The organism is Aureimonas altamirensis (genome assembly GCF_023702225.1).
Lineage (GTDB): Bacteria > Pseudomonadota > Alphaproteobacteria > Rhizobiales > Rhizobiaceae > Aureimonas > Aureimonas altamirensis_B.
In genome coordinates, this window is the sequence record NZ_JAMQCO010000009.1 from 149,932 (window position 1) to 170,836 (window position 20,905).

The window sequence follows — 20,905 nt, forward strand, 5'->3', positions numbered from 1 at the left end:
TATGCCGGCATGACGAAGCGGGATATCCTTTCCGAACATCGATCGAAAGAGAACATCTGAATTGACTGAGGACCAGACCTCGGGCGGCGACGCCACAATCGAAACGGCGCCCACGCGCTCGGGCTTCGTGGCGCTGATCGGCGCGCCGAACGCCGGCAAGTCGACCCTCGTGAACCAGCTCGTCGGCACGAAGGTGTCGATCGTCACCCACAAGGTCCAGACGACGCGCGCTCTCGTGCGCGGCATCGCCATCCGCAACCGCACGCAGATCGTCTTCGTGGATACGCCGGGCGTGTTCCAGCCGCGGCGGCGGTTGGACAGGGCCATGGTGCGCACGGCCTGGGGCGGCGCAAAGGATGCCGATCTGGTGCTGGCCATCGTCGATGCGGAGCGCGGCGTTTCGCCCGACGTCGAGACGATCGTCGGACGCCTCAAGGAAAGCCGCCGCCCGGTCGTTCTGCTGCTCAACAAGGTGGATCGCATCAAGCGCGAGAAGCTTCTGGCGCTGACGCAGGATCTCAGCTCCCGCGTGGAGTTCGAGCGCGTCTTCATGATCTCGGCGCTGACCGGCTCCGGCTGCGACGACCTGATGAACTGGCTGGCGGAACGGCTTCCGGAAGGCCCATGGTACTACCCGGAAGACCAGATCTCCGACCTGCCGCTGCGCCAGCTCGCCGCCGAAATCACGCGGGAAAAGCTGTTCCTGCGCCTGCATCAGGAAATTCCCTATGCCTCCACGGTCGAGACGGAACTGTGGGAGCAGAAGCCGGACGGCTCCGTGCGGATAGAGCAGACCATCTATGTCGAGCGCGATAGCCAGAAGGCCATCGTGCTGGGCCGCAAGGGCGAGACGATCAAGGCGATCGGGCAGGCAGCCCGCACCGAGATCGCCGAGGCGGCCGACCAGAAGGTTCACCTGTTCCTGTTCGTCAAGGTGCGCGAGCACTGGAGCGACGATCCGGAGCGCTACCGCGAGATGGGGCTGGACTTCTCGTCCTGAGCTGCCCATCCCGCCATCGGACTGGACGCTTATGGAGTGGCGCGAAGAGGCGATCATACTGGGGGTCCGCCGCCATGGTGAAACCAGCGTCGTCGCCGAACTGATGACGCGAACGCGAGGCCGGCATCTGGGCCTGGTCCGCGGCGGCCGGTCGCGACGCCAGCAGCCAGTGCTGCAGCCGGGCAACCGGGTGGAGGCCAACTGGCGCGCCCGGCTGGACGAGCATCTGGGCACGCTGACCGTAGAGCCGTTGGAGATGCGCGCCGCCGCCTTCATGGAAAGCGCGCTGGCGCTGCAGGGCGTGCAACTGCTTGCCGCGCATATACGCCTGCTGCCGGAACGCGATCCGCATGAGCGCCTGTACGATGCGTGCCTGACCATGCTGCCGAATCTTCAGGATCGCCGCCTTGCCGGCGGCATGATGCTGGGGTTCGAACTCGCCTTGCTGGACGAACTGGGGCTGGGCCTCGATCTGTCGGCCTGCGCGCTGACGGGGGCTGTCGAAGGCCTTGCCTATGTATCGCCGCGCACCGGCCGGGCGGTGACGGAAGCGGCGGGTGCGCCGTGGGCAGACCGGCTGCTGCCGCTGCCGCGATGCCTCGTCCATGACGAGGCGCCCGGCTGGAGCGATATGTTGGACGGGTTCGCGCTGACCGGCCATTTCCTGGCACGCAACATCTGGGTGCCGCGCGGGCAGGGCGAGCCGCATTCGCGGGGGGCTTTCATTGCAGCGCTGGAGCGGGCGCTTCGAGCGTCAGCGGAAGCGTGAAGGGCGTGCCGGAAAAGGCGTCGGCGCCGCGTCCGATGCTGCGGATGGCTTCCACCATGCGGCCCTGGCGGCCGAGCTTGCGATCGGCCAGTGCGACCAGCAGCGCGTTCGGCGTTGCCGAGGGCGCCCGCCGCCGCAATTCGCGGGCCAGCGCTTCCTCGTCCAGCTCCTCGTTGATCGCAATCGCCAGGATGTAAGCGGCGGCGGTCGATCGGGAGATGCCCGCCCAGCAATGGACGGCCAGCGGTTTTCGCCTGTCCCATCGATGTCCGAATTCCAGCAGGGCATCCATATGGTCGTCACCCGGCAGGATCATGCCGTCCAGCGGCGCAGCGATATCGTTCATCCCCAGAAACAGATGGCGCTCCGGGGCGATCTCGGCGGGGCGCGTTACTTCGGTGTCGGCGTTGATCAGCGTCACGAGGTCCAGCGCGCCATGCGCCGCAACCGTTGCGGGCAGATCCCGGAGAGACGATACGACGAGATAGGACATCGGCCTTTACCTTCAGCGGCGTTCCGGTGTCAGCAGGAAACTGGAACAGCCGCGCCCTTCGCCAAGATGTCGAGGGCAGTGAAGCGTTCGATATACAGGGTTTCCACCTCCGCCGCCGGCAGCGGTCGCAACAGGTACGGATCGACCGTCGCACCGTCGGGCCGGCAGAAAAGCGCTTCGGCCTCCTGAACCGTGAAACCGGCCAGAAGGGTTGCCTCGAAATAGGCAGACAGCTTGTCGGCCCTCTTCACCTGCCGTGCCGTGGCGGCCGGCAGTTCCGCCGGCAGGCCGAAACGCAGGTGGATCGCCCGCTGCAGCCGGTTTTCGATCGCCTTGTAGCCGGCGCCGAGGACGCTCTTGAACGGCGAGATCATATCACCGATGACGTATTCGGGCGCATCATGCAGCAGCGCGGCCAGCCGCCAGCGCGCATCGTCGCCGCCGGAGGAAAGCAGTTGCTCCACCACAAGCGAATGCTGGGCCACGGAGAAGGCATGTTCGCCGGTGGTCTGCCCGTTCCAGCGGGCGACCCGGGCCAATCCATGCGCGATGTCGGCCAGTTCGATATCGAGGGGCGAGGGGTCCATCAGGTCCAGACGCCGGCCCGACAGCATGCGCTGCCAGACGCGAGGTGCGCGGGGGCTCACGCTTCCTGGCTCCCGCCAGCTTCTGGCAACGCGTAGCCGGCCCAGGCGGGCACCTCCGCGCTTACCGCGACTCCGTCGGCAGTGGGCTGGTGGTCGGCGCCGAGGGCGTCGGCCAGACGGTCGATGCGGATCAGCGCCATGGCCACCGTATCGGCGGAAGAAAGCACCGTGCCGATGGTCTTGCCGCCGGCTTCCACATTGGCGCCGGGCGTGATGTGCGACTGGGCCCGGAGAACCATGATGCGCTTTCGCGCCGTGCCGCGATGCTGCATCCGCGAAACGACCTCCTGTCCGACGAAGCATCCTTTCCGGAAGGAAACGCCGCCGTTCTGGTCCATCAGCACGTCGTGGGGGAAAACGTCGCCGGACGGGAAATCGGCCTCCGCTTCCGCGACGCCTTCGGCGATGCGGATTGCGCGATAGGCGCCGGCCTCCTCGCCCGCCCCTTCGGCATCCGGCCCGTAAAGCCGCAACATGGTCCTGTCCGGAAAGCGCATGTCGCGCAGGCCGGCGATATCCAGGTTCCAGGCGGCTGCGACGGCCTCGTCGGATGGCGCGATCTCGGCCTTGGCGCGCAGGCGGTAAAGCTGCAGCCGCCGGGCCAGCGCGTCGCGGGCCGAAGCGGAGACGTCCAGCCGGATGCCGTCGGAAAGGTTCGAAACCAGGAAGTCGAACAGGATCTTGCCTTGCGGGGTCAGAAGCGCACCCGGGCGCGCCTCGGTGTCGGGCATCCCGTCCAGCTCGGTCGTGATCAGGTTCTGCAGGAAGTGGCGGGCATCGGGGCCGGTCACATGCAGGGTCGCTCGGTCGGGCTGGCGGGCAGAGGGCATGGTGGCATCCAGGGGCTGGTTGGTCGGCCAGATATGGCCGGCCCGAGGCGGTTGCGCAACCGCCTCGGGCCCTGTATCGCCCAGAACGTGGTTGCACGAAGGAGAGAGGCGCGATGATGGCCGAGCGGTTCGAAACGGTGCTCAAGGGTGGCACGGTCGTCAATCAGGATGGCGAGGGCCTCCGCGATATCGGCATCCGCAACGGACGCATCGCTCATATCGGAAGCATCGCGGCGGAGGCTGCCGGCGAGGTCGTCGACTGCACCGGCCTGCATATCCTGCCGGGCGTCATCGACAGCCAGGTGCATTTCCGCGAACCTGGCCCCACCCACAAGGAAGATCTGGAGACGGGGTCCCGGGCGGCCGTTCTGGGCGGCGTCACGACCGTATTCGAGATGCCCAACACCGATCCGCTGACGACCAGTGAGGCGGTTCTGGCCGACAAGGTGGCTCGCGGGCACCATCGCATGCATTGCGACTTCGCCTTCTGGGTGGGCGGCACGCGGGAGAATGCCGGCGACGTGCCCGAACTGGAGCGGCTTCCGGGCGCCGCCGGCATCAAGGTATTCATGGGCTCCTCGACAGGTTCGCTCCTGGTCGAGGACGATGACGGCGTGCGGGAGATCCTGCGGAACACGCGCCGCCGCGCAGCCTTCCATTCGGAGGACGAGTATCGCCTTCGGGAGCGCATGGGCGAGCGTGTCGAGGGCGATCCGTCCTCGCACCCCGTCTGGCGCGATGCCGTCGCCGCGATGGAATCCACCCGGCGTCTCGTTCGGATCGCACGGGAAACAGGCGCGCGAATCCATGTTCTCCATATCTCGACGGCCGAGGAAATCCTCTTCCTGGCCGATCACAAGGACCATGCGACGTGCGAGGCGACGCCGCATCACCTGACCATGTCCGATGCGGACTACGCGCGCCTCGGCACTTTGTTGCAGATGAACCCGCCGGTCCGCTCGGACGCACATCGGAGCGGCATCTGGCATGGCATCGCTCAGGGGATCGTCGACGTGCTCGGTTCCGACCATGCACCCCACACGCTTGAGGAAAAGTCGAAGCCCTACCCGGCATCGCCCTCCGGCATGACCGGCGTGCAGACCCTGGTGCCCATCATGCTGGATCACGTGTCGAAGGGGCGGCTCAGCCTGGCGCGTTTCGTGGACCTGACTTCGGCCGGGCCGCAGCGCATCTTCGGGTTGGCGGGCAAGGGGCGGATCGCCGTCGGCTACGACGCCGATCTTACCGTCGTCGACCTCAAGCGGCGTGAGACGATCCGCAATTCGTGGATCGGTTCGCGCGCGCAATGGACGCCTTATGACGGCGTCGAGGTGATCGGCTGGCCGGTCGGCACCATCGTCCGTGGCCAGCGCGTGATGTGGGAGGGAGAGGTGGTCATGCCGTCACGCGGCGAGGCGGCCCGCTTCGCGGAGGCGCTGCCGGCCTGACAGGCGTCGGAAGCCGGTACGTCCTGTCAGTCGGCCATTAGGAAGAATTCGAGCCGGCCTTCCGGCGAGATGCCGACCCGGTAAAAATCATAGGCGCCGTTCTCGAGCATGCGCTGATAGTCCCCGGCGGTTACCAGCTCGAACAACTCGACGAGCTTCGGCTTGTCGAGCGTCTCCAGCGGAACCTGCGTGAAGTAAGGCCAGACATAGATTTCGCTGTCCCGGCCGGGATCGACGCGGACATGGCCGCTTTCCAGCACCTCCAGCAATATCGCCATCATCTCGACGCCGTCGCCGTCTCCGGAGTTGGCCTTCAGGAATTCGACCGGGTCGCCGTCGAGCGGAAAGACCGACAACGCGGTCCCATCCTCGCCCGGCTCCAGATACGGTCTCAGCTTCTCCACGTCGCCGCTGCGTGCGGCATCGAGAAGCCGTTCCCGCAGATCCCGGACGGGCTTCGGCAGCGACTCGTCGCCATAGAAGACGGGAAGCGGATCGGAATCGTCTTCCGCCAGGGGCAGCGCACCGGGAGCGCCGGAGACATCGTCGTCGACGGCCGGGCGGCCCGGCGGCGCATCCTGGTCGCGGATGGAGCCGTCCGGGGTATGGGCCGGACCTCCCGGTGGCGCCGGTGGCATGTCCGATGGTTCGTCGAAATCGCGCCGGGACGGTTCGCCGATCGTTGGCCGCGCGTCGTCCAGCGGCGGCAGCGGCACCGTGACGATGCCTTCCCGGCGCTGGAATATGCCTTCCTCGGGCTGGATCTGCGAAAAGGCGGCCGCAGGCGCGGCCACGGCAGCCAGCATCGGCGGCACCGCCGATGCTGCCACCAGGAGCGCAAGGGCGATGGGCTTATTGAAGATTGCGTTCACCACGGAACTCGCCGTGCTCGATCCGGGTGCGCAGGATATCCATCAGTTCCAGCACTTCGGTTTCCCCATGCCGGCGGACAAGCTCCGTAAGGGCGGTGGAGATGGCCGTTTCTGCAAGGATCTCGGCTTCGATACCGTCCGACATGCCATCGGCCCAGGCTTCGTTATGGTACTCGAAGGCGACCTGCTTCTTTTCGGCGGCCACCGCTTCGTCCAGTTCGGCCCCATGCAGATCGATCATGTACCAAACCCCTTGCGTTTCGATGCGACCTCCCCGTTTAAGCCTCTTTGCTTTTGGAAGGGAAGGGCTCGAAGGCCACAAGCTGCCATTAATGTTAAGCTTTTCGGCGTAGCTGCCATGCGCCCCGATCATGTGCCGTAGCGCGAGGCGATCTCGGTCGAAAGCTTCGCACCCTCCTTCAGGTAGCGTTCGACAGCCAGTTCCGCGGAAGGCGTGCAACGCCGGTAGGTGGATTCGAAGGCGCGATAAGCGCCGTTGAAATGGGCGACGAGAATCCGCCGCTCGCTTTCGCTCGGCTTCTGCGTTTCCAGAAGAGCGGTCATGCGCTCGCGCCAACTGTCGGCGTCGTCCGCGCCGCAGAGACTGCGCAGATAGTGAACGGAACCGAGGATCGTCGACAGCCGCTCGAGCGGCTTCATGTAGGCAGCCGGCATGGCGGGCGGCGGCGGCGCAGCCTCCTGCGCCCCGCCGGGGCCCGCAACGGCAAGCGCGACGAACATGGCGGGAATGGCATTGCGCAGGCTTTTCATCATGGGTGAAGAATGGCCTCTACGACCTGTCGCTGGCAAGCGCGCCGCCGGTCTCTCGAAGTCTTTGTTGCGCCATGGTTACGATTTCGACGAGCCCGGGCGTCACGCCCTCGGTTTCGGCCAGCCGGGCAAGCGCGACGACGTCCACCAGAGCGACTGCGGCCGCGTCATCGCCGGCCTGCGCCGGCTGCTCGACCGTCCCGAAGAACACCGCGATCACGAACTTGTTGTGCCCATCGCCCGCCTCGATCCTGCGCAAGAGGGTCGGTGAGCAGGCTGTAACCCCCGTTTCCTCCAGCACCTCGCGGTGGACGGCCTGCGCCAGGCTCTCGCCGGCCTCGACGCGCCCGCCCGGCAGGCTCCAGCGCCCGGCAAAGGGTTCGTTGCGGCGCTTCACCAGAAGAACGCGGCCCTGTGGATCGAAGAGACAGGCGGATACGGCAAGCCGCGATGTCATCATGCATCATCCTTTCACGATCGCCCCGATCGCTTGACGGGACGCTTCCTGGCGGCCATCTGCCAGGTATGTGCGGACGTTTTTGCCTGACCCATGCGCCCGAAGACGTGAGCCAACGGTTCGACGTCGCGCTGCCGGAAGAATTTCCGGCGCGATACAATATCGCGCCGTCCCAGCCCGTCCTGATCGTGATCGGCGGCAGCGAACACAGGCCGGAGGCCTGGCAGTCGGGCCGGCAGGCGCTTCTGGCGCGTTGGGGCCTTATCCCGGCGTGGACGCGCGATGTCGCTTCCATGCCGCTGCTGTTCAACGCCCGCTCGGAGACGGCTGCCGCTCGCAACGCCTTCCGGCCGGCCCTGACGCACCGGCGGTGCATCGTGCCGGCAAGCGGCTTCTACGAGTGGCGCAAGCAGATTTCCGGCAGGCCGATCCCGTACTTCATCCGGCCGGCGGATCGGCAGGCATTCGGTTTCGCCGCCATCATGGAAACCTATCTCGCCGCCGATGGCAGCGAGATCGATACGGTGGCCATCCTGACGCGTCCGGCCGCGGGGCGATTGGCCGATATCCACCCGCGCGAACCCGTGACGCTGCAGCGCGATATGGAGCAGCTTTGGCTGGACTGCCGCAACGTTCCGCCGCATGCGCTGCAGCCCGTATTCAGCGGTGCCGACGAAATGGACTGGCAGATCGACGCGATCTCGGATCGCGTCAATTCGGCGACGGACATGTCGCCGGATATCCAGCGGCCACGTCCGGCGCCCGAGCCGCCCGCCCAGGGGCGGCTCGCGCTTTGACGCGCCGGCCTCAGTCGACGGCTTCCACCAGACTTCCGGCGCGCGATGCCGGCTGAGCGCCGGTCGACAGGCGGCCCACCCGCGAACCTGCGGCAGCCACCGCCGCGATCCCGATTCCCCGGTACTTCTGCACCAGGTTCACTTCGCTCTCGCGCTCGCGCCTGGAGCGGAATGGGTCCTGGGTCTGGTTCTGCGTCTTCATCGTCAGTCTCGTTAATCTGATCGTCCCGGCGTCCATTGAACTGATCAATTGCGACCGGATAACGGCGAGTATCTCAGTAATATTGCGCGTTACAGCTAACAAAAAGTAAAAGCGTTGTAACGAAGCGTGAACGTCGAATCTTGCCGGCATCGAGCCAAGAAACACGGTTTCGTGTTGCTGCGGGGCGCGGATAGCGCGCACGCCGCGCGCGAATTGTCTTGGCGGAGAAATCCGGCTAGCAATCGCGGCCTGTTATGACGGGGTATGAGACATCATGGACGACGGGTTTCGCGGGCTTGCGCTGACCAACACGCTGACGCGCCGCAAGGAGGCGTTCCGCCCTCTGGACTGGGCGGATGCCGGCCTCACGGCCGAGGCGCGGCAGGTGCGCATGTATGTCTGCGGACCGACCGTCTACGACTTCGCGCATATCGGCAATGCGCGCCCGGTCATCGTCTTCGATACGCTGTACCGTCTTCTGCGCCATCTCTACGGCGATGCGCACGTTCGTTACGTTCGCAACATCACCGACGTGGACGACAAGATCAACGCGCGCGCGGCCAGCGAGCATCCGGACCTGCCGTTGAACGAGGCCATCGCCCGGGTGACGGAGGGCACGACGCGGCAGTTTCATGAAGATATCGCCGCCCTGGGGGCGCTTCCGCCGGATGTGGAGCCGCGCGCGACCGATCACATCGACGCCATGAGGGCGATGATCGAAACCCTGGTCGACAAGGGCAACGCCTATGTGGCCGACGGCCATGTGCTGTTCCACACGCCGTCCATGCCGGCTTATGGCGCCCTGTCGGGCCGCAGCCTGGACGAGATGATCGCAGGCGCGCGGGTCGAGGTCGCGTCCTACAAGAAAGACCCGACCGACTTCGTGCTCTGGAAACCTTCCACGATGGACGAACCGGGATGGTCTTCGCCGGCCGGCATCGACGGGCGTGGGCGGCCGGGATGGCATATCGAATGCTCGGCCATGAGCGAGGTGCACCTCGGCCCCGTCTTCGACATCCATGGCGGCGGCCTGGACCTGATCTTCCCCCACCACGAAAACGAGATCGCCCAGTCCTGCTGCGCGCACGGCACCGACCGGATGGCGCAGATATGGCTGCACAACGGCTTCGTGCAGGTGGAGGGGCGCAAGATGTCGAAATCGGAAGGCAATTTCGTCACCATCAACGACATTCTGGCGACCACGCGGATCGGCGGCCGTTCGTGGCCGGGCGAGGTTGTGCGGCTGGCGCTCCTGAAGACGCATTATCGCGAGCCCCTCGACTTTACCCAGGCCCGGCTGGAAGAGGCCCTTCGTGAACTGGATCGATGGGAGCGGATGGCGCGTGCGGCGGGCTTGTCGGCTACGCCGCATGACGCCGAGCCCGATCCGCGTTTTATGGATGCGCTGAAGGACGATCTGGCGCTGTCCGCGGCCATCGCGCGGGTGCATGAGTTGTTCGATGGCGGCGAGGCCGGCGCGGCGCTTGCCAGCCTTCGGCTGATCGGCATCGAGCCGCTGCGCGGCGACACGCTCGACGCCGCATCCCTTGAACGGATCGCCGAGCGTCTCGATCTGTTGAAACGCAAGGAATTCGCGGCCGCCGATGCCATTCGCGATGCCCTTGCCGTCGAGGGCATCCTCCTGAAGGATGGGCGCGACGCGGCGACGGGCGAGCGGACGACCAGTTGGGAAAGACGTAGATGAAGGACGGAGCGACACTGCTGTTTCCGGCGATCGAGCCATACCGGCAGGGGCGGCTCGATGTCGGTGGCGGCCATCAGCTGTACTGGGAGCTCTGCGGCAACCCGGACGGAATACCCGTGGTTTTCCTGCATGGCGGACCGGGAAGCGGATGCGGCCCCGTTCATCGCAGGCTCTTCGATCCGCGCCGGTACCGCATTCTGCTGTTCGACCAGCGCGGCTGTGGCCGGTCGACGCCGCTGGGCCGGCTGGAGGATAATACGACCCACGATCTCGTCGCGGACATAGAGAGGCTGCGCCTCGTGACGGGCGCGGAACGCTGGCTCGTCTTCGGCGGCTCGTGGGGGGCGACGCTTGCCTTGGCTTACGCGCAGGCTCACCCGCAAAATGTCTCCGGCCTTATCCTGCGAGGCGTGTTCACCGGGCGTCGCAGCGAGCTCGACTGGTTCTACCGCGAGGGCGCAAGCCGCCTGTTCCCCGATGCCTGGGAGCGGTTCGTGGCGCCGCTGGATCTGCCGGAGCGCGACGACCCGATCGCCGCCTATCGCCGCCTGCTGACATCCGACGATCGGGCCGTGCGCGCGCGTGCCGCACGGAGCTGGACGGATTGGGAAGCCAAGACCGTATCGATGCGCTCGATGCCGCAGCATTCCGGCATGGACGGGCAGGCCGGCGAGGCCACCATCGCCTTCGCCCGGATCGAGAACCATTTCTTCGCCCACGATCTGTGGCTGGAGGAGGGGCAACTCATCGCCAATGCCGGCACCCTTGCGAACATTCCGGGCACGATCGTGCAGGGACGTTACGACGTGGTGACGCCGCCGGTCACCGCATGGGACCTGCACAAGGCCTGGCCGGCATCCACCTTGCGAATTGTGGAGGATGCCGGGCACGCCTTCTCGGAACCCGGCACGCTTTCCAGCCTGGTCGAGGCTACGAACCGCTTTGCCGCCGGGGAGGGGGAGGGGAAATGACGTTGGACAACAAGCCCGTGCTCAAGGGCGGGTGCCAATGCGGTGCGGTTCGCTTTACGCTGGAAGGCCGGCCGGGCGATGCCTCGATCTGCCATTGCCGCATGTGCCAGAAGGCGTTCGGCAATGTCTTCGCCGCCCTCGTTTCCGTAGGCTCGGCGCATCTGAGATGGGCCGGGGCCGAGCCCAGCCGATTCCGATCGTCCAACCATGTCCTTCGCGGCTTCTGTCCGCGCTGCGGAACGCCGCTGACATACGAGGCGCCGGACGGCGTCGCGCTTGCCATCGGGGCCTTCGACGACCCTGCCGGTCTGCCGCCCGTCGTGCAGTACGGCACCGAAGGTAAGTTGCCGTATACCGACGGATTGCCGGACCTTCCAGGCCGTCCGACGACGGACGATCACGAAGGCCTTGCCTGGCTGGCGGACATCCGCTCCTGCCAGCATCCCGATCACGACTGACGGCGGTTTGGTCCATCACCGTGCCTGATCGCAGCCATGACGAGAATGCTTGGTTCTGCACCCGGCATAAGTGGTAGAGCTGCCCTTCCAGAACGACAGGAAGGCGGCGGCCCGATGGAACAGAGAAGCCCTGCTGCGCAGACCACGGAGGCGGAGTCCGGTCGCGGGTACGCCGCGGCGATCAGCGCCTATCTGATCTGGGGCCTCCTTGTGCCGCTCTATTTCAAATCGCTCGCGCATGTTCCGACAGCCGAGATCGTGGCCCATCGCATCGCCTGGGCGGTGCCCTTCGTGGCCGCCCTGCTGGCCTGGCGCGGGCGCCTTGCGGGGATGCGCGCCTTTCTGACGCCCGCTTATCTGGGCCTTGCCGCGCTGACGGCATCGGTCATCACCCTGAACTGGGGAACCTATGTCTACGCCGTCATCAACGGACAGGCGGTAGAGGCGGCGCTCGGCTACTACATCAACCCGCTGGTCAGCATTCTGCTGGGGGCTGCCTTCCTGGGAGAAAGGCCGACACGGCTGCAGGCCGTGGCCATAGCATTCGCCGCGATCGGCGTGCTGGTGATGACGGTGATGGCGGGCGGCCTGCCGATCATATCGCTGATCCTGGCCTTGTCCTTCGGCAGCTACGGCCTTCTGCGCAAGCTCATTCCCATCGGGGCCGCCGAAGGCTTCTTCCTGGAGGTGCTCATCCTCTTGTTGCCGGCGCTCGCCGTCTGCGTCTGGCTGGTCTCCCGGGGCGAGGCGCGGTTCGGCGCCAGCACCGGCGAAACGCTGCTTCTGATCGGCTCCGGTCCGCTGACGGCAATCCCGCTCATCCTGTTCGCGGCCGGTGCCCGCATGCTGAAACTGTCCACCATCGGCATCCTGCAATATATGGTGCCGACGCTGCTGGTCCTGACGGCCGTCTATCTGTTCGGTGAACCCTTCGGCCCCTGGAGGCTCGTCGCCTTCGGCTTCATATGGTTCGCGCTGGCCATCTACACCTGGTCGCTCGTCGCCGACGGCCAGCGCCGGCGGCGCGCCCGCAAGGCAACGGCCATGCCCGGCTGCTGAAGCGTCAAAGACGTTCGATGATTTCTGCGCGGCCGGTGTCCGAGGTCGTTGCGGCGGCGGCCTCGATGGAGGGCAGGATATCTTCCACGCGGTCGATGACCAGCGGGCGCACCTGATGCGCCGTGTGGAGGAAGCCTTCCGCGCTCATATGATCGAGCAGGGAGGCCAGCGGACGCCAGAAATCGCCGATATTGGCGATGACGATGGGCTTCCGGTGACGGCCGAGCTGGCCCCAGGTCATGATCTCGACAAGCTCCTCCAGCGTGCCGATGCCGCCGGGAAGGGCGACGAAGGCGTCCGAGCGTTCGAACATCTTGTGCTTGCGCTCGTGCATGTCCTGCGTGACGATCAACTCGTCCAGCCGCTTCAACTCGCGCTCGGTCGCCTCCATGTCGATCAGGAAGCGCGGGATGATGCCCGTCACCTGTCCTCCCGCACGGATGACGCCATCCGACACGGCGCCCATGATGCCACGCGTGCCGCCGCCGTAAACCAGGCGGATGCCGGATCGGCCCATGGCCTCGCCCAGGGCGTAGGCTGCTTCGAGATAGTGGGGCGCGTTACCGGCTGAAGAGCCGCAATAGACGCACAGGGAGCGAATCTTTGTCATGACGGCAGAGTCCGCCGCGGCGGGGCTGCAAGTCAAGCGGGGTTTTGCAGTGCGGTATCGTCCGTCAGCTTCGCGCTTCGATGGCCTCGGCCACCTCGTCGGTCATCCGGAGGCTGCGGACGATCAAAGGCACGGCGAGGGCAAGCAGGCTGCGCTCCAGGCCGCGGGCGCGCTGCGCCTCGCGGATCTCATCCTTGATGGCCGACAGGACGGGTATGAAACGCAATGTCAGCGCTATCGCCAGGGCCACCTTGCCGGGCGGGACGATGCGCGTGAAGGGCGAAAGCCCGCGTTCTATCGCTGCCGTGATGTCCATGCTGCGCGTCGTCAGGGTAACGAGGTTCGCGGCCAGGACCACCGCCGTCAGCCGCAGAAGCGGAACGGGGGCGGATCGCCAGTCGCCCAGCAACACGTGTGTCAGCCCGATCAGGATGAGGATCGGAAGAAGCCCGCGAAACTGCCGCCAGATCATCCGTGGCCCAAGCCCGGCCAACGCATAGGCCGCGACAGCCGCCAACAGGCCGGCCGTCGCGCCGACCCAGCCGCCGGAAACGAAAAGCATCGTGCTGCCGATCGCGAGAACGGCCAGTTTGAGCCCGGCGCCCATCCGATGGACCGGGCTGTCACCGGCGATATACAGCCCCGCTATCATGCCTGCATGGCTTTGTAGGCTGCCACCACCGCGTCGGGTGGGCCGTCATGGACGACGATGCCCCGGTCGAAGCAGATGGCCCGGTCGAATTCGGACAACAGGGACAGGTCGTGCGTCGCCATCACCACCTGTGCCGGACTATCGTCGAGGGCCCGCATCAGCATGCGGGTATTGCGCAGGTCGAGGAGGGTGGTGGGTTCGTCCAGGACCAGGATGCGCGGGCGCAGCACGAGCACTCCGGCCAGTGCGACGAGCTGGCGCTGGCCCCCGGACAATTCGTGGACCAGTCGATCCTCGAAGCCGCCGAGCCCGCGCTCGGCCAGGGCGGCGGCGATGCGCTCCTGCATCTCGGCCTTCGGAATGCCGCGGTTTTTCAGGCCGAAGGCGAGGTCTTCGCCCACGGTGGGATAGACGATCTGGTTGTCGGGGTTCTGGAAGACGAAGCCGACGTCGCGCCGGATCGCCTTGGCGTCTTCGCGCGTATCGCGGTCGAAAACGCGGACACGGCCCGTCGTGGGCATGAGCAGGCCGTTGATCAGGCGGCACAGGCTGCTCTTGCCGGATCCGTTGGCTCCGAGGATGCCGATCCGCCTTTCCGTCAACCGCAGGCCGACATGCGACAGGACGGTCGTCGTGCCGCGTGTCAGCGTTACGTCGTCGAAGACGATCAATGGCTTGCGGCGATGCGGCCCCGGATCAGCGGGTAGGACCGTTTCACCAAAACCACGACGGCAGCGGCTATGCCGGCCTTGATGAGATCGCCGGGGATGAACGCGAGAACCGATGTGGCGAACGCGGACAGGAGATCCATCCCGGATGCCGCCGCATACCACGGGACGCCGATCGCGTAGACGACGCCGATACCGCCCGCGACGGAGATCAGGAAGGAGGTGACGAAGTTGAGCCTGCCCCAGGCACGCTCCGTCAGCCAGCCCGCCACGATGGCGGCCGCAAGCCAGCCATAGATGAAGCCCGACCACGGACCCATGAGGTAGCCGAGACCGCCCCGCCCACCAGACAGCAGCGGCAGGCCGGCGGCGACCAGCAGGATGAACAGCAGCATCGTCAGGCCGCCCTTGCGGGCGCCGAGCACGCCGCCCATCAGCATCGGGCCCATGGATTGCGCGGTAATGGGAATGCCGATCAACGGTACGGTCAATGGCGGAAACAGGCCCAGTACGGCCATGAGAGCCGCGAACAGGGCTATCTGAACGATATCACGCGTTTCCATTCGGATGATGCTCCCCTTCTGCCGGATGATCCGTGCCGTGATCTTGCATGGGGCGGGCTTCGCCGCCAGTGACTGCTGATTGATCGCGATGTCAAATCGCGGTGCGCAGGGCCTCTTCCATGTAGATGCGCCGCAGAGTGCGGGTAATCGGCCCGGGCCTGCCGTCGCCGATGGCGACGCCGTCGATCTCCGTGACAGGCATGACGAAGGCTCCGGCCGAGGTGATGAACGCCTCCACCGCGTTGCGCGCCTCGTCGGTGGAGAAGGGGCGTTCCTCCACGACAAGGCCCTTTTCCGCGGCAAGGCGCAGCAGGTTCGCCCGTGTCGTGCCATGCAGGATGCTGTTGGACAGGGCGCGCGTGATGATGTGGCCTCGGGCGTCGATGATGAAGGCATTGTTGGACGTGCCCTCGGTGATCATGCCGTCCTCGACCAGCCAGGCATCGTCCTTGCCCTGCCGCCGGGCTTCCATCTTGGCCATGGACGGCCAAAGGAGCTGCACCGTCTTGATGTCGCGCCGGCCCCATCTGAGGTCGGGTACGAAGGCCACCTTCAGCCCGGTCTCGATCTCCGGCGACTTCGCCTCGTTCCAGCTTTGCGTGAAGGCGACGAGCGTCGGTGGAGTGCCTTCGGGCGGGAATACGAAATCGCGGTCGGCCGCCCCGCGCGAGACCATCATGTAGACGCCGCCTTCGCCAAGGTCGTTGCGACGCAAGAGTTCTCGATGGATGTCGAGCAGCTCTTCGTCGCCGGCCGGCGAGGGAAGGGCGAGTTCGGCAAGCGAGCGGCGCAGGCGGCGCATGTGGCCGGGGAAATCGATCAGCCGGCCCTCGAGCACGCTGGTGACCTCGTAGACCGCATCGCCGAAGAGGAAGCCGCGATCGAAGACCGAGATACGGGCTTCATCCTCGGGCACATAGGAACCGTTGGTGTATACGATGCGACTCATGACGAAACCCCAAGCTTGCCTTCGGCTCGTCAGCCTATAAACGATGACGCAGCATCACGGGAGGCGCTGTTGGCATATTATCTCGGGCTCGATCTCGGTACCTCGTCCCTCAAGGCCCTGCTGATCGACGAGCGGCAGACGGCCGTCGCCGCCGCGCATGCGCCGTTGTCCGTCCAGCGGCCGCACTACGGCTGGTCGGAACAGGATCCGGCACGCTGGGTGGAAGCGGCCCGCGTTGCGATCTCCGAACTGGCCCGCCACGCGCCGCACGCCATGGCGGAGGTGCGGGCTATCGGCCTGTCCGGCCAGATGCATGGCGCCACGCTGCTGGACGCCGGTCATGCGGTTCTGCGGCCCTGTATCCTGTGGAACGACAGCCGGGCCCACGCGGAAGCGCAAGCTCTCGATGACGAGGAATCACGCGCGATCACCGGGAATATCGTGTTTCCCGGCTTCACTGCTCCCAAGCTGGTCTGGGTAGCGCGCCATGAGCCGCGGCTGCGTGAGCGCCTTTCGCATGTCCTGCTGCCGAAGGACTACCTGCGACTGTGGCTGACGGGCGAATTGTTGTCCGACCTGTCGGATTCGGCAGGCACGTCCTGGCTCGACACCGGTGCGCGACGCTGGTCTGCCCGCATGCTGGAAAAGACCGGGATGGACCGGACGGCAATGCCGGGCCTTGTCGAGGGCACACAGGCCGCGGGCCGGCTGCGGGACGAACTGGCGCGCGAACTGGGCTTGCACGCCGGTATCGTCGTCGCGGGCGGCGCAGGGGACAATGCCGCATCCGCATGCGGGGTCGGCGTGACCGAGCCCGGAACAGGCTTTTTGTCGCTGGGCACGTCCGGCGTTCTGTTCACGCCGTCGCGCGGCTACGAGCCGGCGCCGGAAACCGCCCTCCACACGTTCTGCCATGCCATTCCAGGCCTGTGGCACCATATGGGCGTGACGCTGTCGGCGGCAGGTTCGCTTGAATGGCTGGCGGGGGTTGTGGGGCAGACGCCGCAGGCCCTGTCCGGCGAGATCGGGCAGGCCCCCGACGAGGCCTCGCGCCTCTTGTTCCTGCCCTATCTGGCAGGGGAACGGACGCCGCATAACGATGCTGTGGTCCGGGGCGCCTTCGTCGGCCTGTCCGCCGAGACGACACGTATGGACATGACCCGCGCGGTCATGGAGGGCGTCGCGTTTTCCATGCGCGATTGTCAGGAGGCAGGAGGCGGCGTCAGGGGCGAGGGACCGTTGATCGCCGTCGGCGCGGGATCCCGGTCCGCTGCGTGGCTGCAGATCCTGGCGGACGTGCTCAAGCGGGACATCGTGCTGCCCGCGTCCGGCGATTTCGGTGCGGCCTTCGGCGCCGCGCGTCTCGGCCTCTGCGCCGCCGAGGGCGCGGCGCCGGATGACGTCATGACGATGCCGCCGGTTGCAAGCCGGTTCTCCCCGCGTGAAGCGCCGGCCAGTTCCTTCGATGCGGCTTACCGCCGATACCGGCTTGCCTACCCGGTGATCCGCAGCCTGATGGTCTAGAGTGATTCCATATGGGTAGGAAACGCTGCAATTGAAAGAACCGGGGCGGCAAGGCCGCCCCGGTCCGGGCACTTCGGCAATGACGTCCGCTTACTGTGCGGACGCGGTCTCGACGTAGTCGTACTTGCCGTTCTTCCATTCGTAGACGACATAGCCGGGCAAGGTGACGTCGCCCTTGTCGTCGAACTTCAGGTCGCCGATGACGGTCGAGAAATCGCCCGCGTCGAGTGCTTCGACGACGGCGTCGTACTCCGTCGAGCCGGCAGCCTTCACGGCATCGGCCCAGGCCTGGATCGCCGCATAGGTGTAGAGCGCATAGCCTTCGGCGGACTTGCCCTCGGCTTCGATCTCCTTGACGACGGGTTCGGCGATCGGGTTCTTGCGCGGATCCGGCGAGAAGGTCATGAGGGTGCCTTCGCCGGCGTCGCCGGTGATCGCCCAATACTCGTCGGTCACGATGGCATCGCCCGACATGATCACGGCGGTGACGCCCTGTTCCTTCATCTGGCGGGCGATCAGGCCGGCTTCGGTATGATAGCCGCCGATGTAGACGAGGCCGATGTCCGCCTGCTTCATCTTCGAAACCAGCGCGGTGTAGTCCTTTTCACCGGCGGTGTAGGCTTCGACCAGCGAAGGCTCCTTGCCGGCAGCCTTCAGGGACGCTTCCGTCTCGTCGGCCAGCCCCTTGCCGTAGGCCGACTTGTCGTTGAGGATCGCCACGTTCTTGTCGCCGAAATGCTCGGCGATATAGGCGCCGGCGACTTCGCCCTGCTGGTCGTCGCGGCCGCAGACGCGGTAGATGCCGTCGGCCGGGCGCTTGTCGGTGAAGTCCGGGTTGGTCGACGCCGGCGAGATCATGACGATCCCTTCCTCGGCATAGACCTGGCTGGCCGGGATGGACGAGCCCGAGCAGAAATGGCCGGCCACGAAGACGACGCCTTCCGATGCGTACTGGTTGGCAACCGCCACGGCCTGCTTCGGATCGCAGGCGTCGTCGCCGATGGACAGCTTCAACTGCTCGCCATTGACGCCGCCGGCCGCGTTGATGTCCTTGATGGCCTGCTCGGCGCCGACGCGAAGCTGCTGGCCGAACGTGGCGTACTGACCCGTCATCGGACCGGCGACGCCGATCGTGATGTCGGCGAGAGCCGCGCCGGACAGAACGAGATTGAGGGCCACACCGGCCAAAAGTGCTTTCTTCATCATGACCTTCCCATATTGTTGACGATCCACCCCCGGCAGGCTCTCTGAATGCTGGTGCCGTGCGGTGCCCTTGCTGGATTAAAGACCAGTCCAGGGGATTATGAAATGGGAAAGACGCCGCCGGAAGATTAATTCTTGTGCGGCGTCAATCCGTGCCCAGTTCAAGCCCGCTGGTCGAGAAAGCGGTACTGGCGCGCCATCTGCGACGAGCGGGTACGCCAGCGACCGATGGCGGCGAGCAGGAACAGAACGACGTAGTCGATCGCCGCGTAGTGCAGCGCGGTCGACACGGTTTCGAACGGAAGGAAGAACGTTCCGTGGAACAGGCTGAAGTGGATGAAGCGAACGGCGATCGTCAGCAGCAGCACATAGAAGGCCATGAGCCCCCATCCGCTCCAGGTGATGGCGGTGGAGCGCCCGATCATGTAGGCCATGCCGCCGCCGATGACCGCCGTCACCAGCACGAATTCGAAGAAGGTGACTTCCCAGAGAAGCGTCATTTCCGGCTGCATCAGTGCCTCCCGCCTTCGAGATAGGCGCTGCGGATCTCTTCACGCGCCAAAAGTTCGCGTCCAGTGCCGGACATCGTTATCGTGCCGTTGACCATCACATAGCCGCGATGCGCCAGGCGCAGGGCATGAAAGGCGTTCTGTTCCACCAGGAAGACTGTCAGCCCCTCGTTTCGGTTCAATTCGCGGATCGCTTCGAAGATTTGCTTCACGATGATCGGAGCGAGGCCCAGCGAGGGTTCGTCGAGAAGCAGCAGCTTCGGACGGCTCATCAGAGCGCGGGCGATGGCGAGCATCTGCTGCTCGCCGCCCGACAATGTGCCGGCCCGCTGCTCGATACGCTCCTTCAGCCTCGGGAAGAGGGTGAATATGCGCTCGAGGTCCTCGTCGAAATGATCCTGCCCGATCAGGGTGGTGCCCATCTGCAGGTTTTCCATCACCGTCATTCGGCCGAAGATGCGGCGGCCTTCCGGAGACTGGGCGATCTGCCGCTTCATGATGTCGTGCGTCGGCAGATGGGTGATGTCCTCGCCCCGATAGACGATCTGCCCCGATCGGGCGCGGGGGTTGCCGCAAACCGTCATCATGAGGGTGGATTTGCCGGCGCCGTTGGCGCCGATAAGCGTCACGATCTCGCCCTCGTGGACGTCCACGTCGACGCCACGGAGCGCCTGGATCTTGCCGTAGAACGTTTCGACCCCGCGGATGGACAGAAGCGGCGCCGAGGCGGGCGCTGCGTTGGGATGGACGGCGCTCATCGGGCGGTTCCCTGGTCTAGGTTGGCTTCGGCGATGGCCGCGTCGACGTCGCCCTTTTCGAGCTTTTCCTCGACGGCCTCGACCTCTTCGTCGTCGACCCCGAGATAGGCGGCGATGACGTTCGGATCGTTGCGTACGCTGTCGGGCGTGCCGTCCGAGATCTTCTTGCCGTAGTCCAGAACCACGATGTGATCCGAAATCTCCATGACGACGCCCATGTCATGCTCGATCAGCAGGATGGAAACGCCGTCATCGTCGCGGATCGATCGCAACAGGTCGTTGAGCTCCGCCGATTCGCGGGGGTTGAGGCCCGCTGCCGGCTCGTCGAGGCACAGGAGCGCCGGATGGGTGCACATGGCGCGGGCGATTTCCAGCCGGCGCTGATCGCCGTAGGAAAGATCCGCTGCCGGGTCGTCGGCACGATCCAGCAGGGCCGTCCGCTTCAGCCAGTCGACCGCGAGATCCTGTGCCTGCTCGCGCGCACGGCGGTACGACGGCAGGCCGACGAGGCCGGCGAAGGTGAAGCCCGAAGCCACCATGAGCCGGTTGTGCTGCGCCACGAGCAGGTTTTCGAACACCGTCATGCCGCCGAACAGGCGGATGTTCTGGAAGGTGCGGGCGACGCCGGCGGTGTGCGTGATCTTGAAGTCGGCCATGCGCTCGAGCAGGAAAAGCTCGCCGCCTTCGGCCTTAAGGTGCTGCCGGCCGCTGCGCGTCAGGTCTTCGACCGCCCGCGCGGGGATGCCGCGCCCGCGCCGCAGCGTGATGCGGCCTTCGGTCGGCTTGTAGAAGCCGGTGACGCAGTTGAACACGGTCGTCTTGCCGGCGCCGTTGGGGCCGATGAGCGCGGTGATGTCTCCGCGCCCGACTTCGAAGGAGAGATCGTCGATGGCCGTGAGGCCACCGAAACGCATCGTCAGATGCTCGACCGTCAGGACGGGGTCTGCCGTCCACCGCTGGCTGGATGCCATTCGTGTCTGTTCCGTATTG

General features: G+C 65.9%; 26 protein-coding genes. 9 read left to right on the forward strand and 17 right to left on the reverse strand.

Annotated elements, in window-relative coordinates; genetic code table 11:
* Positions 1-61 precede the first annotated feature (61 nt).
* Positions 62-1,000 (forward strand): GTPase Era, encoded by a 939-nt coding sequence (gene era, locus NDN16_RS15885; RefSeq protein WP_251114447.1) that lies wholly within the window; start codon positions 62-64, stop codon positions 998-1,000.
* 31 nt (positions 1,001-1,031) lie between these two features.
* The gene (gene recO, locus NDN16_RS15890; protein ID WP_251114448.1) at positions 1,032-1,769 is read left to right on the forward strand and encodes a DNA repair protein RecO; all 738 of its coding nucleotides are present in this window, start codon (positions 1,032-1,034) and stop codon (positions 1,767-1,769) included.
* Here the strand turns inward: recO and NDN16_RS15895 are convergent.
* The 3 genes from NDN16_RS15895 to NDN16_RS15905 are packed head-to-tail and all read right to left on the reverse strand — an operon-like array spanning position 1,723 to position 3,739.
* Complete coding sequence (locus tag NDN16_RS15895) at positions 1,723-2,262, reverse strand: tyrosine phosphatase family protein (RefSeq protein WP_251114449.1); 540 nt, start codon at positions 2,260-2,262, stop codon at positions 1,723-1,725. The genes recO and NDN16_RS15895 overlap by 47 nt on opposite strands.
* A gap of 29 nt (positions 2,263-2,291) precedes the next feature.
* Positions 2,292-2,876 carry a YfbR-like 5'-deoxynucleotidase gene (locus NDN16_RS15900; RefSeq protein WP_251114543.1) on the reverse strand — a complete coding sequence of 195 codons (585 nt, stop codon included), beginning with the start codon at positions 2,874-2,876 and terminating at the stop codon, positions 2,292-2,294.
* A gap of 29 nt (positions 2,877-2,905) precedes the next feature.
* Entirely contained in the window at positions 2,906-3,739 is an 834-nt protein-coding gene (locus NDN16_RS15905) for a YgfZ/GcvT domain-containing protein (protein WP_251114450.1), read from the reverse strand.
* A gap of 116 nt (positions 3,740-3,855) precedes the next feature.
* Here NDN16_RS15905 and NDN16_RS15910 point away from each other — a divergent pair, with 116 nt between their 5' ends.
* Complete coding sequence (locus NDN16_RS15910; protein ID WP_251114544.1) at positions 3,856-5,187, forward strand: dihydroorotase; 1,332 nt, start codon at positions 3,856-3,858, stop codon at positions 5,185-5,187.
* 26 nt (positions 5,188-5,213) lie between these two features.
* On the opposite strand, the gene NDN16_RS15915 is transcribed toward NDN16_RS15910, so the two are convergent.
* From NDN16_RS15915 to NDN16_RS15930, 4 genes are all read right to left on the reverse strand, one after another.
* Positions 5,214-6,059 (reverse strand): hypothetical protein, encoded by an 846-nt coding sequence (locus NDN16_RS15915; RefSeq protein ID WP_251114451.1) that lies wholly within the window; start codon positions 6,057-6,059, stop codon positions 5,214-5,216.
* Positions 6,040-6,300: a hypothetical protein gene (locus tag NDN16_RS15920; protein ID WP_251114452.1), complete on the reverse strand. Its 261-nt coding sequence runs from the start codon at positions 6,298-6,300 to the stop codon at positions 6,040-6,042. Before NDN16_RS15920 ends, NDN16_RS15915 begins: the two co-directional genes overlap by 20 nt.
* 128 nt (positions 6,301-6,428) lie before the next feature.
* Positions 6,429-6,833, reverse strand: a complete 405-nt coding sequence (locus NDN16_RS15925) for a TIGR02301 family protein (RefSeq protein WP_251114453.1) — start codon at positions 6,831-6,833, stop codon at positions 6,429-6,431.
* 16 nt (positions 6,834-6,849) lie between these two features.
* Positions 6,850-7,290, reverse strand: coding sequence for an NUDIX domain-containing protein (locus tag NDN16_RS15930; RefSeq protein WP_251114454.1), 441 nt, complete (start codon positions 7,288-7,290; stop codon positions 6,850-6,852).
* A gap of 65 nt (positions 7,291-7,355) precedes the next feature.
* Here NDN16_RS15930 and NDN16_RS15935 point away from each other — a divergent pair, with 65 nt between their 5' ends.
* A complete protein-coding gene (locus NDN16_RS15935) occupies positions 7,356-8,084 on the forward strand; it encodes an SOS response-associated peptidase (RefSeq protein WP_285292751.1) in 729 nt (242 codons plus the stop codon).
* Between the two features lie 10 nt (positions 8,085-8,094).
* On the opposite strand, the gene NDN16_RS15940 is transcribed toward NDN16_RS15935, so the two are convergent.
* On the reverse strand, positions 8,095-8,286 hold the full coding sequence (locus tag NDN16_RS15940) for a hypothetical protein (protein ID WP_251114456.1): 192 nt from the start codon (positions 8,284-8,286) through the stop codon (positions 8,095-8,097).
* 274 nt (positions 8,287-8,560) lie between these two features.
* Between NDN16_RS15940 and cysS the strand changes: the two genes are divergently transcribed.
* From cysS to rarD, 4 genes are all read left to right on the forward strand, one after another.
* Complete coding sequence (gene cysS, locus NDN16_RS15945; RefSeq protein WP_251114457.1) at positions 8,561-9,991, forward strand: cysteine--tRNA ligase; 1,431 nt, start codon at positions 8,561-8,563, stop codon at positions 9,989-9,991.
* The gene (pip, locus tag NDN16_RS15950) at positions 9,988-10,962 is read left to right on the forward strand and encodes a prolyl aminopeptidase (protein ID WP_251114458.1); all 975 of its coding nucleotides are present in this window, start codon (positions 9,988-9,990) and stop codon (positions 10,960-10,962) included. The genes cysS and pip overlap by 4 nt, the downstream gene beginning before the upstream one ends.
* Positions 10,959-11,420 carry a GFA family protein gene (locus tag NDN16_RS15955; RefSeq protein WP_251114459.1) on the forward strand — a complete coding sequence of 154 codons (462 nt, stop codon included), beginning with the start codon at positions 10,959-10,961 and terminating at the stop codon, positions 11,418-11,420. Before pip ends, NDN16_RS15955 begins: the two co-directional genes overlap by 4 nt.
* 114 nt (positions 11,421-11,534) lie before the next feature.
* Complete coding sequence (rarD, locus tag NDN16_RS15960) at positions 11,535-12,479, forward strand: EamA family transporter RarD (RefSeq protein ID WP_251114460.1); 945 nt, start codon at positions 11,535-11,537, stop codon at positions 12,477-12,479.
* A 4-nt stretch (positions 12,480-12,483) separates the two neighbouring features.
* Here the strand turns inward: rarD and NDN16_RS15965 are convergent, their stop codons facing one another.
* The 5 genes from NDN16_RS15965 to NDN16_RS15985 form a co-directional block, all read right to left on the reverse strand.
* Complete coding sequence (locus NDN16_RS15965) at positions 12,484-13,089, reverse strand: TIGR00730 family Rossman fold protein (protein ID WP_251114461.1); 606 nt, start codon at positions 13,087-13,089, stop codon at positions 12,484-12,486.
* Between the two features lie 64 nt (positions 13,090-13,153).
* The gene (locus tag NDN16_RS15970; RefSeq protein ID WP_251114462.1) at positions 13,154-13,741 is read right to left on the reverse strand and encodes an energy-coupling factor transporter transmembrane component T family protein; all 588 of its coding nucleotides are present in this window, start codon (positions 13,739-13,741) and stop codon (positions 13,154-13,156) included.
* A complete protein-coding gene (locus NDN16_RS15975) occupies positions 13,738-14,412 on the reverse strand; it encodes an energy-coupling factor ABC transporter ATP-binding protein (protein ID WP_251114463.1) in 675 nt (224 codons plus the stop codon). Before NDN16_RS15975 ends, NDN16_RS15970 begins: the two co-directional genes overlap by 4 nt.
* Entirely contained in the window at positions 14,409-14,972 is a 564-nt protein-coding gene (locus NDN16_RS15980; protein WP_251114464.1) for a biotin transporter BioY, read from the reverse strand. The genes NDN16_RS15975 and NDN16_RS15980 overlap by 4 nt, the downstream gene beginning before the upstream one ends.
* Before the next feature lie 91 nt (positions 14,973-15,063).
* Positions 15,064-15,921, reverse strand: a complete 858-nt coding sequence (locus tag NDN16_RS15985) for a D-amino-acid transaminase (protein WP_251114465.1) — start codon at positions 15,919-15,921, stop codon at positions 15,064-15,066.
* Between the two features lie 69 nt (positions 15,922-15,990).
* On the opposite strand from NDN16_RS15985, the gene xylB reads away from it, so the two are divergent.
* Positions 15,991-17,445, forward strand: a complete 1,455-nt coding sequence (gene xylB, locus NDN16_RS15990) for a xylulokinase (protein ID WP_251114466.1) — start codon at positions 15,991-15,993, stop codon at positions 17,443-17,445.
* A gap of 90 nt (positions 17,446-17,535) precedes the next feature.
* Here the strand turns inward: xylB and NDN16_RS15995 are convergent, their stop codons facing one another.
* The 4 genes from NDN16_RS15995 to NDN16_RS16010 form a co-directional block, all read right to left on the reverse strand.
* On the reverse strand, positions 17,536-18,648 hold the full coding sequence (locus NDN16_RS15995) for a branched-chain amino acid ABC transporter substrate-binding protein (RefSeq protein ID WP_251114545.1): 1,113 nt from the start codon (positions 18,646-18,648) through the stop codon (positions 17,536-17,538).
* Positions 18,649-18,809: 161 nt separating this feature from the next.
* Positions 18,810-19,160 (reverse strand): DUF6867 family protein, encoded by a 351-nt coding sequence (locus tag NDN16_RS16000; RefSeq protein WP_251114467.1) that lies wholly within the window; start codon positions 19,158-19,160, stop codon positions 18,810-18,812.
* A complete protein-coding gene (locus NDN16_RS16005; protein ID WP_251114468.1) occupies positions 19,160-19,915 on the reverse strand; it encodes an ABC transporter ATP-binding protein in 756 nt (251 codons plus the stop codon). The genes NDN16_RS16000 and NDN16_RS16005 overlap by 1 nt, the downstream gene beginning before the upstream one ends.
* Positions 19,912-20,886, reverse strand: a complete 975-nt coding sequence (locus NDN16_RS16010; protein WP_251114469.1) for an ABC transporter ATP-binding protein — start codon at positions 20,884-20,886, stop codon at positions 19,912-19,914. The genes NDN16_RS16005 and NDN16_RS16010 overlap by 4 nt, the downstream gene beginning before the upstream one ends.
* Positions 20,887-20,905 lie beyond the last annotated feature (19 nt).

Coding starts and splice junctions, on each gene's coding strand:
- NDN16_RS15970 (WP_251114462.1), bottom strand. CDS start 13,741: ATGATAGCGGGGCTGTATATCGCCGGTGACAGCCCGGTCCATCGGATG.
- NDN16_RS15985 (WP_251114465.1), bottom strand. CDS start 15,921: ATGAGTCGCATCGTATACACCAACGGTTCCTATGTGCCCGAGGATGAA.
- NDN16_RS15955 (WP_251114459.1), top strand. CDS start 10,959: ATGACGTTGGACAACAAGCCCGTGCTCAAGGGCGGGTGCCAATGCGGT.
- NDN16_RS15940 (WP_251114456.1), bottom strand. CDS start 8,286: ATGAAGACGCAGAACCAGACCCAGGACCCATTCCGCTCCAGGCGCGAG.
- NDN16_RS15910 (WP_251114544.1), top strand. CDS start 3,856: ATGGCCGAGCGGTTCGAAACGGTGCTCAAGGGTGGCACGGTCGTCAAT.
- NDN16_RS15980 (WP_251114464.1), bottom strand. CDS start 14,972: ATGGAAACGCGTGATATCGTTCAGATAGCCCTGTTCGCGGCTCTCATG.
- NDN16_RS15935 (WP_285292751.1), top strand. CDS start 7,356: ATGTGCGGACGTTTTTGCCTGACCCATGCGCCCGAAGACGTGAGCCAA.
- NDN16_RS16010 (WP_251114469.1), bottom strand. CDS start 20,886: ATGGCATCCAGCCAGCGGTGGACGGCAGACCCCGTCCTGACGGTCGAG.
- NDN16_RS15920 (WP_251114452.1), bottom strand. CDS start 6,300: ATGATCGATCTGCATGGGGCCGAACTGGACGAAGCGGTGGCCGCCGAA.
- NDN16_RS15930 (WP_251114454.1), bottom strand. CDS start 7,290: ATGATGACATCGCGGCTTGCCGTATCCGCCTGTCTCTTCGATCCACAG.
- recO (WP_251114448.1), top strand. CDS start 1,032: ATGGAGTGGCGCGAAGAGGCGATCATACTGGGGGTCCGCCGCCATGGT.
- NDN16_RS15905 (WP_251114450.1), bottom strand. CDS start 3,739: ATGCCCTCTGCCCGCCAGCCCGACCGAGCGACCCTGCATGTGACCGGC.
- NDN16_RS15895 (WP_251114449.1), bottom strand. CDS start 2,262: ATGTCCTATCTCGTCGTATCGTCTCTCCGGGATCTGCCCGCAACGGTT.
- cysS (WP_251114457.1), top strand. CDS start 8,561: ATGGACGACGGGTTTCGCGGGCTTGCGCTGACCAACACGCTGACGCGC.
- rarD (WP_251114460.1), top strand. CDS start 11,535: ATGGAACAGAGAAGCCCTGCTGCGCAGACCACGGAGGCGGAGTCCGGT.
- NDN16_RS16000 (WP_251114467.1), bottom strand. CDS start 19,160: ATGCAGCCGGAAATGACGCTTCTCTGGGAAGTCACCTTCTTCGAATTC.
- NDN16_RS15900 (WP_251114543.1), bottom strand. CDS start 2,876: ATGCTGTCGGGCCGGCGTCTGGACCTGATGGACCCCTCGCCCCTCGAT.
- NDN16_RS15925 (WP_251114453.1), bottom strand. CDS start 6,833: ATGATGAAAAGCCTGCGCAATGCCATTCCCGCCATGTTCGTCGCGCTT.
- pip (WP_251114458.1), top strand. CDS start 9,988: ATGAAGGACGGAGCGACACTGCTGTTTCCGGCGATCGAGCCATACCGG.
- NDN16_RS16005 (WP_251114468.1), bottom strand. CDS start 19,915: ATGAGCGCCGTCCATCCCAACGCAGCGCCCGCCTCGGCGCCGCTTCTG.
- NDN16_RS15965 (WP_251114461.1), bottom strand. CDS start 13,089: ATGACAAAGATTCGCTCCCTGTGCGTCTATTGCGGCTCTTCAGCCGGT.
- NDN16_RS15995 (WP_251114545.1), bottom strand. CDS start 18,648: ATGAAGAAAGCACTTTTGGCCGGTGTGGCCCTCAATCTCGTTCTGTCC.